Genomic DNA, 15,256 nt, shown 5'->3' on the forward strand with positions numbered 1-15,256 from the left:
GCGCAGCCGTCACGCGGACGTTCAAACATGTCGCCGCGCCTTGGGCCCGGCTAGAACCGTCGTCGAAATGTGGGTGCGGGTGGCATCACCCGAGAGGGTGATTGAGCACATGACGGACGGCAGTCATTGTCCGATTGGGGAGTGAAATGAACGAACGCAACGTCGAGACGCTGATTGTCGGCGCCGGACCGGCCGGCCTGCAACTTGCCTACTTCCTGTCCAAGCGAGAGCGCGATTACCTCGTTCTCGAGCGCGAGTCGCCAGGGGCCTTCTTCAAGAGCTTTCCCCGGCACCGCATGCTCATCTCCATCAACAAGGTGTACACGGGGTACGACGATCCCGAGAAGAACATGCGGTGGGATTGGAACTCGCTGTTGAGCGACGATCCCAGCGCGCGGCTCTCGCGCTACAGCGACGACTACTTCCCCGCGGCGGACGATCTGGTGCGCTACCTCGACGACTTCGTCAGGGACAACCAGCTCCGGATCGAGACCGGCACCAGCGTGAATCGCATCGCCAAGGTGGGGGACGATTTCCAGGTGACCGACGACCAGGGGCGTCAGTTTCGGACGCGCCGGCTGGTGATGGCGACGGGCGTCCACAAGCCCTACCTGCCGGCCATCGAGGGCATCGAGCTGGGCGAGCCGTACACCAGCATGAGCACGGATCGGAAGCGGTACCGCGGTAAGCGCATCCTGATCGTGGGCAAGGGCAACTCCGCCTTCGAGACCGCCAATCACCTGGTGGGCAGCGCCGCCGTCATCCACTTGGCGAGCCCGCATCCCCTGAAGCTGGCGTGGAAGACGCGCTTCGTCGGAGATCTACGCGCCATCAACAATCACTTCCTGGATACCTACCGGCTCAAGTCGCAAAACGTGGTGATCGACGCCAACGTGGTGCGCATGACCCGCTCCGGAGACAAGGTGCGGGTGCTCTTCGACTACGTGCACGCGCCCGGAGAAACGGAAGAATTCGAGTACGACCACGTGCTCTTGTGCACCGGCTTCCGCTTCGACGGCAGCGCCTTCGATGACTCCGCGCGGCCCGAGCTGTGCGTCAACGACCGTTTCCCGAAGCTCACCAACAGTTGGGAGTCGGCCAACGTGCCGAACCTGTACTTCGCCGGCGCGCTGATGCAGTCCAGGGATTTCAAGCGCTGCATGAGCGCGTTCATTCACGGGTTCCGCTACAACGTGCGCACCCTGTTTCACCTGATGGAGGAGCGACACTACGGCGTGCCGCTACCCTCGATCGCGATCCACCGGAACGCCAAGGCGCTCACGGAGGCGACCATCCGGCGCGTGAACACGTCCAGCGGACTGTGGCAAATGCCGGGCTTTTTGGCCGATGCCATCGTGGGCACGGGCTCGGAGGTGCGCCGGTTGGAGGAGCTGCCCATGGACTGGATCCACGAGACGGACCCCGCCCACGGGGCGTCCTACTTCACCGTCACGCTGGAGTTCGGACCCAACGCCGCAGACCCCTTCGACTTCGAGCGGCCCCACCGCGACGCCGCGGACTTGGCACCGGAGAGCGAGGCGCTGCATCCGGTGGTTCGCCGCTGGCGCCGGGGCAAGCTGCTGTCCACGCACCACGCGATGGAAGACATCGCCGCCGACTGGTCCGACGCCGTTCACGTGAACCCGCTCGAGCGCTACTTCGAGCGCGAGCTGGGCGACGGCGGCGCGCCGCAAGCCATCGCCGAAGGCGCCGCCGAATAGCGACGGGCATCGCGCCGCTCCAACAAAGGCAGACTCCCCAAGCGCTGCTGGGGCAGGGTCTTGTCGGGGCAGCGCGGTAACGTCCCCCCCACAAAGAAACGGCCCCTGCGGCGGGGGCCGTTTTGGTCGGCGGCCGGTCACGACCCGCGGCCGTGACCGGCTGTCCGAGCTCAACCGAGCAAGAGACCGATGAGCGTCTGGTTCATGTGAGCCAGATAGCTCTCGCCGTAGCTGTGGAAGCCCGCGACGGGGAAGCCTGCGATGGCCTTCCGGAACGGTTCTTCCAGCTGCTTGGCTTGAATCTCCATGCAGCGGTGCGCGCAGTTGAACAGGATGCCGACGCTCGGCGTGGTGCCGAGCTTCTCGGAGGCCTGGTCCAGAGCACGCTGGGTGTCGCTGACCAAGTCCGTCGCCCGAAGGAGCGACAGCTCCGAGCCCTCGATGATCTGACAGCCGAACATCAAGCCACCATCAGGCGTGACCATGATGGGGCTGCGGACCCAGGGCTCGCCGTCGACGATGACGCCGAGGGGGTTCGACATGAAGACCATGTGCCCGAGATCCTCCGGCTTGACGCCCACCTTTTCCGCGTACGCGGCGACGGCGGGCTTGCCGTCGATCTCGTAGACCACGCGCCCCTCGGTGCGGTCGATCCGCATCTTGGTGTCGGTGGGCTCGAGGCTGCAGGTCTTCACGATGGTGTACGGGACCGAGAGCTCCAAGAGCAGGAACACGGAACCGTCGTTGGACTCCCGGCCGTCATGGAAGACTCGGGTTTCTTGCAGCTTGAAGTTGTCGCCGGCGGAGCCGCCGAGGAACGACAGGAAGGGCGCCACGTGGCCGAGGACCGCGTTGACTTCTTCTTCGTGCCCCTTGAGCCCCTCGTTCAAGACCAGCCCGACCCAGTGCTCCGGGTCGATGTCGCGCAACTTCACGCCGAGCTTCTGCGCCATCACGCCCGCAGCCTGGTGAACCGCTGCTTCCACACCAGTGGACGAGTAGTCCGCCAGCGTAGCGGCGCAGCGCTTGACCTTGGCCTTGGACAGGACGACCACCGCAACGCCGCCTTGGGTGTAGGCGGTGTCGGTGAACTCCCCTCCGGTGGTGCAACCGATGACCTCGGCGTTGGGTGCCTTGGCCTTGAGCGCGCGCTCGATGCGAACGCCATCGTGGTTGGCGGAGCAGAAGAAGACCAGCGCCGCGGGATCCGTCCCCGCGAGCTGTGATTCGATTTCGGCCAGAGCAGCAGCCGTGTCGGCCTCTGCGCTGTGTGCTCTCACTACCTCAGCCATTGCTCCCCCAATCTTTCAGGAAGCCCATCTTGTGCAGGGTGCTCACCGTGAGCTCGACCTTGTTGGCGTCATCGTCGTCGATGCCTCGAATGTCGCTCAAGTCCACACCCACAGTCAGAATCAGCCGAGTGTTGATGAAATGCAGTCGCGCGTCGTTGCCCGCCAGCTCTTGCAGCAACGCACTGCGTATGCTGGTGAGCCTGGACGCTTGCCCTCGGGTCATTGGTGACATCAAACCTCCCGTTCTACGGCCAGGGCCCGCCGCAGTTCCGCCAAGCAGGTGGCTATGGTGTCTCGATGGGTTCGGAACGAGAGCACGCAGATGCGCAGCGTGAAGCGTTCGTCGAGACGTGTAGCCGACAGGTGAACCCGGCCCCAGTGGTTCACCCGATCGAGAATCCTCCGATTCAGATCGTCCTGCTCCGAGCCACTCTGGCCGGGCAGGCGCGCACGGAATACCACGGTGGAGAGCACGGGCGGACCCAAGACGTCGTAGCCCTCCATTTGTTCGAGCTCGCGCGCAGCATGACGCGCCAAGTCGAGCTTCTCGTCGAGCGCGTCTCGGAAGGCCTGGGCCCCGAGGAGCTTCATCGGCAACCAAACCCTGAGCCCGCGGGCGCTGCGTGACATTTCCGCGGACAAGTCCCCGAAATTGCGGGCGCCGGCTGCGTCTCCCAGCTCCACCGCGGCGTGGATGTACTCGGAGTGGAGCTGGTGACTGCGTTCCAGCAGGCGCACGTCCTTGGCCAACAAGCAGCCGGTTCCGAAAGGAAGGAACAAGCTCTTGTGAGGATCGAGAACGACGGTGTCTGCCAGCTCGATGCCGGCGAGCACAGCGCGCCCGCGTTCTGTCAGCGCGAAAAATCCTCCGTAGGCGGCATCCACGTGGAGCCAGAGGTCCTGCTCTTTGCAGACAGCGGCCAGGGCCGAGAGGTCGTCGACGGCTCCGGAGTTGGTCGTGCCCGCCGTCGCGACGACGGCGAGCGGAACGCGACCGTCGCGGCGATCGCGTTCGACGGCTTCCGACAGCAGCGTTGGCGACAGACGGTAGCTGGCGTCCGACGGCAAGATCCGAAGCGCGTCTTCGGCGAAGCCCGCGATCACGACGGACTTCTGCACGGAGTGGTGCACCTGATCGGAGGTGTACAGCGTGGCCTTGCTGAAGTCGCCCTTGATGCGGCTGCGCCGCGCGGCCACCAGGGCCGTGAGGTTCGCCATCGATCCCCCGGAGAGCAGCACTCCGCCCGCACTCTCGGGATAGTCGACGATGTCGCAGAACCAACGGATGACGGTGTGCTCGAGCTCCGCCAACCCCGGGCTCGCCGCCCAGTACGCCACGTAGCGATTGGTGGCCGCAGCGATCAGCTCGCCCACGGCCGAATGAAATAACCCGCCGCCGGTGACGTAGGAGAGCGTCCCGGCGCTGGCCGTGTTGTAGCCCTTCGACAGCAGCTCGCCGAACACGAGGTCGAACACGTCGTCGGCGTTTCGGCCCTGCTCCGGAAGCGGCTCGCGAACCTTGAGCGCGACGGCTTGCCCGCCCTCGGTATCGGAAGCGCGCTGGGCCGGCAGTGCCTCGAGCTCGCGCACGATGCGTTCGCTGACGTTCGCCAGCAACGCACGCATGCCGTTCGCGTCGGGCTCGAGCGGCCCCCCGCCCGCCGTCACCGCTGCATCCGCTTTCGGAATTCCTCCAGCTCTTCAGGACTGGGCGTGAGACGATCGCGCGTGCCCGACGAGCGCGCGGAGGGGCGAATCGTCGGGGGACCGCGGTGCTCCGACTCCGGGGGCAAGGTATCGAAGCGGGGGGTGTCGGACTCGGACAGCGCCAGCTGCAACGTGGAGCGCGCTAGCTCTTCCAGAGTGCCCGCGCTGCACTTGCGGAGCACGCTGCGGATTTGGGTCTTCAGGGTGTTCTCACTGGTGCCCAGCTCGTCCGCCAGCACCTTGCGACTCACGCCGGCGACGGCGGCAATCAGCACCTCGACCTCACGCGGACTGAGCTTCTTCCGCCGCGCTACCTCGTCGATGGCCCAGGTGGTGCGTTCGTCCGGGACGCGCTCGAAGGCGACGGCTCGCCGCAAGAACCCTCGCAGGGACGAGCGATGAGTCGGCTTGCAGTGGTACTCCGCCCGGAGCCGGTGCGCCCGGTTGATCAAGGCGGGATCCGTGCGGGAGGTGAGCACCAGGATGGGGAGCAAGGGCCGCTCCTTGCGGACCCGGAGGATGAGGTCCATGCCGTTTCCCCCCGGCAGCTCCAGCTCGCAGATCAGGGCGACCAAGCGCTTGGGGGACTCCAGCACGGCCGTCGCTGCCTCGAAATCGGCAGCGACCTCGGTGACACGGAACGCCCGGCAAGATTCGGCCACCAGCTCGGCCGTCTTGACGTCGGGATCCACTATCAAGAACCGTCCAAGCACCTAGCGTCTCGAGTTTCCTGGTCCGAAGGGGTTCGCTCGCGGCGTTCCACCGGACGAGAACGAACGCCGCGTTTTCGTTTGATAAAGAGTTTAGCCCAAGCCCACTCAACTGATCGAGTTTGCACCTGGATTCCGGGCCAGGTGGGGTGCTTTCCTGCGACCAGGCCTGTCGCTGCAATTTTGCAGGTCATCCCCTGGGGTGATTGTCAATTTCTGGGCATTGTGATAGCCGCGGCGCCCGAGCGGGGGCGGGCTATGCTGACTCCGTGCGATTCACGCTGTTCGGCATTCCGGTTCACGTGCAGCCCATCTTCTGGCTGGTCGCCCTCATGCTCGGTCTGCCAGGCGGCACCGGGCGACGGGAGCTGGCGGAGCTCGCGATATGGATCGGGGTGCTGTTCGTCTCCATCCTGGTGCACGAGCTCGGGCACGCGACGGCCATGCGCGTCTACGGACGGGCCGCGCGCATCGAGCTGTGGGGGCTGGGCGGCTTGACGCATTGGGGTCCGGGGCCTCCCGTCACGCCGGGCAAGAACATCGTGGTGTCCTTGGCAGGACCCGGAGCGGGTCTGTTGCTCGGCGCCGTCGTGTTCGTCGTGGCCGGGAGCGCGGAGCCCGCGCCGGAATCCCTTGCGTCCGTCTTGGTCAGCCAAGCGCTGTGGATCAACGTCGGCTGGGGCATTGCGAACCTGGTACCGATGTTGCCGCTGGACGGTGGCCATGTGACGGAATCCCTGGGGGGCTGGATCGCCGGCGCTCGCGGGCGGCGTGTGGCCCACGGGCTCTCCCTGGCCTTGGCCGTGCTCATCGGGGCGTTCGCGCTGTACTCGCGCATGCTGTGGATCGGCTTCCTGGCCCTGTGGTGCGCGAGCATCTCGTGGCGCGCTTGGTCCAGCGGCGGCAACACCGCCCCCGCCGAGCCCGAGGTCGACGCGAACGTCCGTGCCGGCCTTCGCCAAGCGTGGCTGCACCTGGTCGCAGGGCAGGCGGAGTCCGCGGTGCGCGTGGCCACCGAGCTCTTGGAGCGCACCCGTCCGGATGACGCCGTGACCCGCACCGCCGTGCTCGAAGCGCTGGCCTGGGCCCACATCGAGGAAGGCGACGAAGAGGCCGCGCTTCGGGCTCGCGCCCGCATGCCACGCGCGCCGAGCCCGCTCTTGGCGGCGCGCCTGCTGGTGGCGGAGGGACGGGTCGCGGACGGCGTCGCCCGCCTGGAAGAAGCATTCCAGAACGAGAGCACGGACTTCCCGGCGCTCGTGCTGTCGAGCGTGTACGTCGAACAAGAGCGCCCGGACCTGGCGGTGAAGATGCTGCTCTCCAAGCGTGGCGCCAAGCTCTCCAGCGAAACGCACGTGACGATCGGCGCTCAGCTCTTTCATTCCGGAAGCTACGAGGCTGCCCTGGAAGCGACGAGCCTGGCCTTCGAGCGTTTCAAGACCGGCGTGCACGCCTACAACGCCGCCTGCTCCCTCGCGCGGCTCGGCCGCGTGGACGAAGGCATCGCGTGGCTCGAGAAAGCCGTGCTGGCCGGCTTCGACGACGGGCAGCAGCTCGACGACGACGAAGACATCGCAGCACTGCGTGAAGATCCACGCTTCGGCGCGCTGCGCTCCGCCGTGGGGCGCGGCGCGCGCTGAGCCGCGGAGCCGTCGCTCCGCGGCCTGCGCTGGCTCAGGACGCCGCGACGGCGAGGACGCCCAGCACCGCGACCAACAGCACCACCAAGATGCCGAGCAGCATCGCCAGGATGAAGCCGCCGATCTGCACCATCGTGGCCATGGACAACTTGTTCACCGCGTCCATCAAATGCCCGATGTCGTTGCCCTGCGTCTCGCGGATCTTCTTGAAGGACCCACCGGCGAGCAGCAGCATGATGCCGATGATGATCAGCGCCAAGGAGATGGGCGCGTTGTAGAGCCACTGGCTGAGCCCGAAGATCCAGCTGGTGGCGCCCTGGCCCAGCCCCCACAGGATCTGCAGCACACCGGAGACCATCAGCAGCGTGCCGAGCTTGCCGATCTTCTGGTCCTGATCCGACGTGAACTCGTAGCCGCCACCGCCGCCCGGCGCCGCCGCCGGAGGCGCACCGTAGCCCGCGGGCCCGCCGGCCTGCTGTCCCCACCCTGGTTGACCATATCCCTGCATCGTCGCCTCCTCCGCGTTTCGGAAGGCGCAGCGTACAGCACCCTCCACGAGTGCAAATGGCAAAACGCAGGCATACTTGCCAGCCCATGGGACAGTGGTGCGCCATCGTCGGCCGCAGCAAGCTGGAGAAGGACCGCGTCGCTCTGGGCATCGCGGAAGCGCTGTCGGCGCGTGGCATCCGCGTGGGGGGCTTCGTTCAGCTCCGCGCCTACGACGCCGACGGCGAGCTCGAAGGATGGGACCTGTGCCGCGTGCGCGACGGCGTGCGCAAACCGCTGGCGCGACGTTCGAGCGACCCCGACCTGTGCTCGTATCGCTTCGACGACCAGGGCTTCGCCGTCGCCGGCGCGTGGTCCCGCGGCGAACCAACAGAAGTCGTGTTCATCGGCGGCGTGGGTAAGCTGGAAGCAGCGGAACGCGGCCACTGGCCGGTGCTCGCGGAGCTGGTGAACGAAGAGCGCGGGCCCGTGGTGGTGGCGTGCATTCGCGATACGTCGCTCGCCACCGTCGCCCTGAAACTCCCGGATCCCGCGCTGGCCCTGGAGCTACCCGCCGAAGCAGACGCCGTGCGGGAGTTCACCGACGCGGTGGCCGCGCTCACCACGGCGTAGCACCGTCACGTCGCGGGTTTCATGGCTTCGACCTCGTCGAACATTCCTTCGTACAAGGCTCCGCTCAAGTAGCGCTCACCGGAATCTGGAAGCACGACCACGATTTTCTTTTGTTGCCAGCGCGGCGCGGAAGCGACGCGGACGGCCGCCGCCATCGCGGCGCCGCAAGAAATCCCGGCCAGGATCCCCTCTTCGCGGGCCAGGCGGCGCGCCATCTCGATGGCCTCGTCGTTGGTCACCTGGGCGACCTCGTCCACGATGGAAAGGTCGAGGTTCTTCGGCACGAAGCCCGCGCCGATACCCTGGATCTTGTGCCCGCCGGGCACGATGGCCTCGCCGGCGAGGGTCTGCGTGATCACCGGCGAGTGCGTCGGCTCCACGGCCACCGAGTGGATGGCCTTGCCGCGGGTCTTCTCGAAGTAGCGGCTCACGCCGGTGATGGTGCCACCGGTGCCGACGCCCGCGACCAGTACGTCGACGTCGCCCCCGGTGGCGTCCCAGATCTCGGGGCCCGTGGTGCGCTCGTGGATGCCGGGGTTCTCGGGGTTCTCGAACTGGCGCATGAGCACGAAGCGATCGGGCTCCGCAGCGGCCATTTCTTCGGCCTTGGCGATGGCGCCCTTCATGCCCCCGGGGCCGGGCGTGAGCACCAGCTTGGCACCGAAGGCGACCAGCACCTTGCGCCGTTCGAGGCTCATCGTCTCCGGCATGGTGAGCACGCACTCGATACCGCGCGAGGCGGCGGCGAAGGCGAGGGCGATGCCCGTGTTGCCGCTGGTGGCCTCGATGATGGCCTTGCCGGGACCGAGCAAGCCGCGCTTCTCGGCGTCCCACACCATGGCCGCGCCGATGCGGCACTTCACCGAGAAGGCGGGGTTCCGCCCTTCGATCTTGGCGAGCACGGTGGCGCCGGCGCCTTTGGTGATGCGCCGAATGCGCACCAGCGGTGTGTTGCCGATGGACTGGGAGTTGTCTTCGAAGACGCGGACGGGCTCGCTCATGGACGAGACCGTAACCGAGGATGCCTCGCGGGTCAGCCCGGTCGTGGGGGTCGGGTGCGGCGGGCCTCGGCGGCGTGCCAGCCGGGATTGCTGGCGAAGGCAGCGGCGCAGGTCAGCGAACAGAACCAGAATTCTTCACCGCGATAGCGAAGTCGGCCCGCGGCGGCGCGGCGATCCACAGGGGTGCGGCACACTGGATCGATGGGGGTCTCGGTAGCGCCCACGACCAGCGCCAGGGAAAAGAGCGGGATCGCATCGCGTACGTTCTTCAGCAGCACGGCTCCGAGCTCCGCCACGGGTATGCCGAGCTCGCGCGCCGCCAGAGCGATGGGCTCGGTGCCCAGCACCTCGCCGGCGTGGGCCTCGCCCGCGACCCGCGACGCCAGGTTCACGCACGCTCCGAACACGTCGCCGTCACGCTCCACGGCGTCGCCATGGTGGAGGCCGGCGCGCAGCGAGGGGAACCCGGGCTCACCGGCGGCGTAGGTCAGGAGGCGCTCCACCAACGACACGCCGGACACGGCGTTCGGCGTGGTCACCAGCACCGCGTCGCCGATGGTCTTCACCAGACGGTCCCCGGGCTCGAGCGCCTCTCGCGTGATGTCCGCGAAGCGGGTTGCCACGTCCGCGGCGTCTTCGTCGCCCTGGGCCTCGGTGAGCGCGGTGTACCCCGCCAGATCCACGAAGCAGAACGTCGCCTCGACGCGTGAAGAAGTCGAAGAAGGCACGACGCCCGTGAGTCTACACGTTACGCCACGTGAAGGTAGTCCTCCGCGCCGGCAGGCCTTGCGTGCCGTCTGGGCGCTGCGGCAAGCCTTACGGCCTACGCTCCGTGCCTTCGCTGCTCTTCACGCTCTCGTGCCCACTCCGTCGCCACCACGAAAGTGACGACCACGGTCGCGTAGAAGAGCCCGATGACCACGAAGTACCAGCCGCTGATGAGCGCGACGATCGCTGCAGCGATCACCGCGAGGCTGAACCACTGAATGCTCTTCCAATGCTCGGTCATGACGACCGAGATCCAGGGCAACCCCCGTGCCGGGGGGGCACGAAAAAATCACGCGCTGCCGTAGGGGAACTGCCGTGGGCGCCGTCGGACTCAGTGAAAAGGAGACACAGATGAACAAGAAGACCAAGACTTTCGTGGGTTTGGCTGCAGCTTTCGGCATCCTCTTGGCGGGCACGACCGCGGCGTTCGCGGCCCCGGGAGCCGGCAAGGCCGAGCGCACGGAAGCCCGGCAGGGCAAGAAGGCCCACGGCCAGCGCGGCAAGAACAAGGGCGCGCGCTTCGCCAAGGCGGACAAGAACAACGACGGATTCCTCACCGAGGCCGAGGTCGGCGCCAAGCGCTGGAAGCGCATCAGCGTTGCGGACGCGAACAAGGATCGCAAGGTCAGCAAGGCGGAGCTTCAGCAAGCCCACAAGGACGGCAAGATCGGTCACCGAGGCAAGAAGGGCCCGCGTGGGGGCAAGGGCAAGCAGAAGAAGTCCTGAGTCACTCCCCTCTACCTCGCACCGCCGGACGCCTGCGCCGCGTCCGGCGGTGCACCTCCTTGGTGATCCACGATGTTCAAGAAGATACTGAAGACCCTCGGTACCCCGTTGCCCATGGCCCTGTTCTTCGTGACCGCCATCACGGGGATCATGATGTTCTTCCACCTGGGCGACCGCCTGGTGAAGGGCATCCACGAATGGCTCAGCATCGTGTTCGTGCTGGGCGCCGTGCTGCACGTCGCGCGGAACTGGAAGCCGTTCCGCGGATACTTGAAGACGCGCGGCTTCTGGCTCGCTGCCGCGGCCACGACCCTTGCCGGAGCCGCGCTGTTGGTGCCCGCGTTGGGGCGCAGCGAAAGTGGTGATCGGCGTCCGAGCCGCGGGTCCATGGCCTTGGCGAAGAGCGCCGAGAGCGCGGCCCTCGCGGATCTCGCTCCGGTGCTGTCCACGACCTCCGAAGCGCTCGTCGCGCGTCTCAGGGACAAAGGGCTCTCGATCCCTGACGGCCGCCCCACCGTCGCAGACGTGGCCCGCGCTTCGGGACGCACGCCTTCGGAAGTGCTCGACCTCGCCGTAGCGCCCCCGCCGAGGTCGTGACCGCGACGCCGCGCGCGGGGCGTGAACGAACGCCCCGCGCGCGGCAACTGTTGGGCTCGATCCATGAGCCCGACGCTGGTTGCACGCGCCGTATTGGGCGCGTTTTTCATTTCGGTGAGCGCTTTCGCGACGGAGCCGCGCCGAGTGCGGCTCGACTACGAGCGGGGCGCGACCCAGTGCGGGGACGCGCGGGAGCTCAGTGACGCCGTCGCCGCGGATCTGGGCTACGCGCCGTTCGCCCCGGATGCTCCCGAGACGCTCCGCGTGCGCATCGGCGCGAGCGCGGCGGAGCTCACTGCGACCATCGAGCTCTTCGACGCCCGGGGCAGCAGTGCCGGGCGGCGCGAGCTGTCGTCCCCGGAGCGCGATTGCCGAGAGCTGATGGCCGCCCTGGCGCTGGCGGTGAGCATCGCCATCGACCCGGTGCACAGCGGGAAGGAGCCCGAGCCCGAGCCGCAACCTGCGCCGGAACCCGAGGCGCCGAAACCCGCGCCGAAACCCAAAACGCCGAAGGCCCGGCCGCCCCCTCCGCAGCCGAAGCCGCAGCCGTCGAACCTTCACCTGAGCCTGGCTGGTGGCGCGCTCTTGGCCACGGGTACGGCACCAGCACAAGCGATCGGCTTCTTTGGCTACGCGGGCGCGCGCTGGCCGAGTGTGAGCTTCGGCATCGAGGGTCGCGCCGACTTGCCTGCGGAGAAGAGCGAGCCCCAGGGCAGCGCGAGCGCGTCGTTGATGCTCGCGAGCCTGTTGCCTTGCGTCCACGTGGGAGTGGGCTTCGCGTGCGCCGTGGGATCCCTCGGCGCGCTGCAGGGCAGCGGCGAAGACGTGTCGCGGCCGGCGAAGGCGACCACCGTGTTCGCGGCGGCGGGCGTTCGGGGCGGCACCGACGTTCCCATCACGGAATCGCTCGGCGTGGTGGGATTCGTGGATCTGAGGACGAACCTCACGCGCACCACGCTGCGATTGAACGACCGCGAGGTGTGGTCCACGCCGGCCTTTGGCGGTGATCTGGGGGTGGGGCTCCGTGGCCAGCTCTGAGGCAGGTTCCGCGCCGCAGCGGCAAACAAACCTGGCAATGATTTCCAGCAGTTACACCAAAACTGCGGCGACCGTGACGGATCCGCCGGCGGCGACCCAAATGCCGGGTGTGGCGCCTTCCTTGGCCAGCGTCGAGCCCGCCGCTCGCTTCGAGACGATCTTCACTCGCGAGGTGGGCTACGTGTGGAAGACCCTCGAGCGCCTCGGCGTGCCGGCGCGGGACTTGGAGGACGTCACCCACGACGTGTTCGTTGCCGTGTATCGGCACCTGGACGACTACGACGAGGGCCGCCCGATTCGACCGTGGCTGTGTGGCTTCGCGTATCGGGTGGCGTCGGACTATCGACGCTTGGCGCGCAATCGCTACGAACGCGTGGGCGACGACACGGCGATGGACGCGGCCTCCGTCGCGCCCCGACATTCCGAGCTGGAAGCGCGGGACCTCATGCTTCGCGCCCTCGGCGCCGTCGCTCTCGATCGTCGGGTGGTGCTGGTCATGCATGACATCGATGGCTGCTCGGCGCCGGACATCGCGAGCGAGCTGGGCATTCCGCTGAACACCGTGTACTCGCGGCTGCGCGTTGCACGCAGAGAGCTTCGGGACGCCGTTCTCGAGCTGGGAGGTGACGCATGAACGACCTCGAGCCCTTGCCGCCGCGCCTCGCGGAGCTGCTCGACGCCGAGCGCCAGCGCCCCGGTCCCGACGCGACGACGCGCGCGCGGCTGTTCGAGCGCCTGGGCGCCACGCTGTCGTTGCCCCCGGGTGGCGGCGGTGGCGGCGGTGGTGGCGGCGGGCAGCCCGGAGCCACGGTTCCGCCGCCTGCGAGCGGCGTTTTGTGGGCAAAACCCGCGGCCGTCGCGGCCCTCGCCTTCGCCGCGGGGGCGCTTTCCGGAGGCGCCGCGATGAGCACACGCGCTCCCGTGGCAATGGCTCGGGTGGAGCAGAGCGCGCCCCGAGTGGTGGTCGTGCACGTGCCCACGAGCGCGCCGAGCCCAACGCATGATGACACCATCGAGCCCGCTGAGCTTCCCGTGGAGCGCGCCCACCGGAGCGCCACCCTGAACCCCGCACCCACGCGCGATCGATCCCTGGCGCGGGAGCGCGCGCTCATCTCTCGAGCGCGCACCGCCCTCGCCAAGCAGAACGCGAGGGACGCGCTGGCCGCGCTCGGGGCGCATGCTCGCGAGTTTCCTGGCGGTCGACTGACGGAAGAGCGCGAAAGCCTGAGAGTGCAAGCCCTGGTACTGAGCGGCAAGCGCGACGCGGCGGAGCAACAGGCATCCGAGTTCGCCAAGAAGTACCCGAAGAGCCTGCTCCGCGGCGCCGTCGAGCAATCCCTGAACGAAGAGTGACGGATCTCGACGCGTGCGCCCAAACCTGAGGCGAACGGAGGAACGAATCATGAAGCTTTGCATCTTTTCTGCGCTGACCGTGCTGCTGGCCACGGGCTGCGTGCTCGACCAGGACCTGGGCAAGAACGATCAGGGGGCGACAGGCATTGGGGGCGCAGCCGGCAGCGGCACCGGCGGCGTGAGCGGCAGCGGCACCGGCGGCGTGAGCGGCAGCGGCACCGGCGGCGTGAGCGGCAGCGGAACCGGCGGCGCAAGCGGCAGCGGAACCGGCGGCGTCGGCGGCGGCGGAACCGGCGGCTCGAGCGGTAGCGGCGGCACGAGCGGTAGCGGGGGCGCGGCCGGCGGCGGAACGGGTGGCAGTGGTGGTGGCGGCACCGGCTACGACACCGTGGGAGTCACGTACAAACCCTCCGCCGTGCACGTCGTGGGCAACGACGTACTGTGGTCCACCACGGGCGACGACACGAGCCCGGGCACCGCCATTGGCCTCTTGCTACGCGAGCCGAAAGACAACACCTGGGTATCGGGCACCGGCGCGCCGTTCCCGGATGGCACGCAGGTAGGCTACATCCATGGTAGCGGCCGCAGCTTCACGGTGGACGGCTCGAGCGTGTTCGCCTGGTACACGCAAATCGATCTCGGTTGGAAGGGCGCCGGCGTCACCAAGCTCACGCTGCCGTCGGGCCCTGAGGAAGACTTCGTCGATCTGAAGGGACCGGGCATCGCCAGTTACGTGATCGGGGGCGACGAAATGGTCGCCACGGACGCCAGCTATCTGTATTACCCGTGCGAACAGTTCTTCTTCGACAAGGGGATTTGTCGCGTCCACAAGGACGGCAGCGGGGACGTGGAGCTGGTCGCAGACACGAGTCCGAGTCTCATTCGAAGCATGGTCGTACACGGCGGCTACGTCTATTGGGCCGAGCCGCATCAGCTGCTTCGCATCGCCATCGGCGCAACTCTCAAGACGCCGGAGCTGGTGGATGCGCTGCCGGCCAATCCCACTTCCCTGCAGGAGAACGGCGGCGATCTCCTCGTGCTGGGCTACGAGGACGATCAGAGCGCGAGCTTGCAGCGTTTCGCCGGCGCCCAGACCCCCAGCCAGACGCTGTGGTCCGGCAAGGGAACCACGGGCAGCCTGGTAGTGAGCAGCGCCACCGCGTACTTCGCCAACCAGACCGACGGCGTCATCCGCTCCGTTCCCGTGAGCGGCGGAGCGTCCAAGGTCGTCGTAGATCTGTCGGGCAGCAAGTTCTCCCTCGGCGACTTCGACGTCGACGACCAGAACGTGTTCTTCCTCGCCCTCGGCACCGGCAACCTCGCCGACCTCGTGCAGCGCGCACCGAAGTGAGCTCAGTCGGCATCAGCGAGCATCTGGCGCCCCATCACGTGCGCCGGATCTCGCTGGTGCCGCCCGTCGCCCATGCCCATGCCCGTCGCCGTGCCCATGCCCGTCGCCGTCGCCATGCCCATGCCCGTCGCCATGCCCATGCCCGTCGCCGTCGCCATGCCCATGCCCGTCGCCATGCCCACGCCCGTCTCCATGCCCACGCCCGTCGCCATGCCCATGCCCGTCTCTGTCCC

Annotated in this window: 18 protein-coding genes; 9 read left to right on the top strand and 9 right to left on the bottom strand. The window is 67.8% G+C overall.

The window, feature by feature from the left end; translation table 11 throughout:
• Window positions 1-146: 146 nt before the first annotated feature.
• On the top strand, window positions 147-1,721 hold the full coding sequence (locus tag H6717_19790) for an NAD(P)-binding domain-containing protein (GenBank protein ID MCB9579281.1): 1,575 nt from the start codon (window positions 147-149) through the stop codon (window positions 1,719-1,721).
• Between the two features lie 170 nt (window positions 1,722-1,891).
• Here the strand turns inward: H6717_19790 and H6717_19795 are convergent, their stop codons facing one another.
• From H6717_19795 to H6717_19810, 4 genes are read right to left on the bottom strand one after another with little or no spacing between them, the layout of a single operon-like run.
• Window positions 1,892-3,001, bottom strand: a complete 1,110-nt coding sequence (locus H6717_19795) for an FIST C-terminal domain-containing protein (protein MCB9579282.1) — start codon at window positions 2,999-3,001, stop codon at window positions 1,892-1,894.
• Window positions 3,002-3,005: 4 nt separating this feature from the next.
• Window positions 3,006-3,236: a hypothetical protein gene (locus H6717_19800; GenBank protein ID MCB9579283.1), complete on the bottom strand. Its 231-nt coding sequence runs from the start codon at window positions 3,234-3,236 to the stop codon at window positions 3,006-3,008.
• 8 nt (window positions 3,237-3,244) lie between these two features.
• Window positions 3,245-4,639, bottom strand: coding sequence for a decarboxylase (locus tag H6717_19805; GenBank protein ID MCB9579284.1), 1,395 nt, complete (start codon window positions 4,637-4,639; stop codon window positions 3,245-3,247).
• A gap of 38 nt (window positions 4,640-4,677) precedes the next feature.
• Window positions 4,678-5,433 carry a response regulator transcription factor gene (locus H6717_19810; GenBank protein ID MCB9579285.1) on the bottom strand — a complete coding sequence of 252 codons (756 nt, stop codon included), beginning with the start codon at window positions 5,431-5,433 and terminating at the stop codon, window positions 4,678-4,680.
• A gap of 266 nt (window positions 5,434-5,699) precedes the next feature.
• Here H6717_19810 and H6717_19815 point away from each other — a divergent pair, with 266 nt between their 5' ends.
• On the top strand, window positions 5,700-7,070 hold the full coding sequence (locus tag H6717_19815) for a hypothetical protein (protein MCB9579286.1): 1,371 nt from the start codon (window positions 5,700-5,702) through the stop codon (window positions 7,068-7,070).
• Window positions 7,071-7,104: 34 nt separating this feature from the next.
• Here the strand turns inward: H6717_19815 and H6717_19820 are convergent, their stop codons facing one another.
• Complete coding sequence (locus H6717_19820) at window positions 7,105-7,578, bottom strand: hypothetical protein (GenBank protein ID MCB9579287.1); 474 nt, start codon at window positions 7,576-7,578, stop codon at window positions 7,105-7,107.
• A gap of 86 nt (window positions 7,579-7,664) precedes the next feature.
• Between H6717_19820 and H6717_19825 the strand changes: the two genes are divergently transcribed.
• The gene (locus H6717_19825) at window positions 7,665-8,189 is read left to right on the top strand and encodes a DUF2478 domain-containing protein (GenBank protein ID MCB9579288.1); all 525 of its coding nucleotides are present in this window, start codon (window positions 7,665-7,667) and stop codon (window positions 8,187-8,189) included.
• A 5-nt stretch (window positions 8,190-8,194) separates the two neighbouring features.
• Here the strand turns inward: H6717_19825 and cysK are convergent, their stop codons facing one another.
• The 3 genes from cysK to H6717_19840 all read right to left on the bottom strand — a co-directional run bounded on the left by cysK (window position 8,195) and on the right by H6717_19840 (window position 10,199).
• Complete coding sequence (gene cysK / locus H6717_19830; protein MCB9579289.1) at window positions 8,195-9,190, bottom strand: cysteine synthase A; 996 nt, start codon at window positions 9,188-9,190, stop codon at window positions 8,195-8,197.
• 32 nt (window positions 9,191-9,222) lie between these two features.
• Window positions 9,223-9,918, bottom strand: coding sequence for a YHS domain-containing protein (locus H6717_19835; protein MCB9579290.1), 696 nt, complete (start codon window positions 9,916-9,918; stop codon window positions 9,223-9,225).
• Window positions 9,919-10,013: 95 nt separating this feature from the next.
• Window positions 10,014-10,199 (bottom strand): hypothetical protein, encoded by a 186-nt coding sequence (locus H6717_19840; protein ID MCB9579291.1) that lies wholly within the window; start codon window positions 10,197-10,199, stop codon window positions 10,014-10,016.
• Between the two features lie 74 nt (window positions 10,200-10,273).
• On the opposite strand from H6717_19840, the gene H6717_19845 reads away from it, so the two are divergent.
• The 6 genes from H6717_19845 to H6717_19870 all read left to right on the top strand — a co-directional run bounded on the left by H6717_19845 (window position 10,274) and on the right by H6717_19870 (window position 15,023).
• Window positions 10,274-10,684 carry a hypothetical protein gene (locus H6717_19845; protein MCB9579292.1) on the top strand — a complete coding sequence of 137 codons (411 nt, stop codon included), beginning with the start codon at window positions 10,274-10,276 and terminating at the stop codon, window positions 10,682-10,684.
• A 72-nt stretch (window positions 10,685-10,756) separates the two neighbouring features.
• Window positions 10,757-11,281: a DUF4405 domain-containing protein gene (locus H6717_19850; GenBank protein MCB9579293.1), complete on the top strand. Its 525-nt coding sequence runs from the start codon at window positions 10,757-10,759 to the stop codon at window positions 11,279-11,281.
• Window positions 11,282-11,344: 63 nt separating this feature from the next.
• Window positions 11,345-12,319, top strand: a complete 975-nt coding sequence (locus H6717_19855) for a hypothetical protein (protein MCB9579294.1) — start codon at window positions 11,345-11,347, stop codon at window positions 12,317-12,319.
• Window positions 12,320-12,356: 37 nt separating this feature from the next.
• Window positions 12,357-12,953 carry an RNA polymerase sigma factor gene (locus H6717_19860; protein ID MCB9579295.1) on the top strand — a complete coding sequence of 199 codons (597 nt, stop codon included), beginning with the start codon at window positions 12,357-12,359 and terminating at the stop codon, window positions 12,951-12,953.
• Entirely contained in the window at window positions 12,950-13,672 is a 723-nt protein-coding gene (locus H6717_19865; GenBank protein MCB9579296.1) for a hypothetical protein, read from the top strand. Before H6717_19860 ends, H6717_19865 begins: the two co-directional genes overlap by 4 nt.
• Before the next feature lie 49 nt (window positions 13,673-13,721).
• Complete coding sequence (locus H6717_19870) at window positions 13,722-15,023, top strand: hypothetical protein (protein MCB9579297.1); 1,302 nt, start codon at window positions 13,722-13,724, stop codon at window positions 15,021-15,023.
• 2 nt (window positions 15,024-15,025) lie between these two features.
• On the opposite strand, the gene H6717_19875 is transcribed toward H6717_19870, so the two are convergent.
• Entirely contained in the window at window positions 15,026-15,241 is a 216-nt protein-coding gene (locus tag H6717_19875; protein MCB9579298.1) for a hypothetical protein, read from the bottom strand.
• Window positions 15,242-15,256 lie beyond the last annotated feature (15 nt).

This window comes from Polyangiaceae bacterium, assembly GCA_020633235.1.
Taxonomy (GTDB): domain Bacteria; phylum Myxococcota_A; class Polyangia; order Polyangiales; family Polyangiaceae; genus JACKEA01.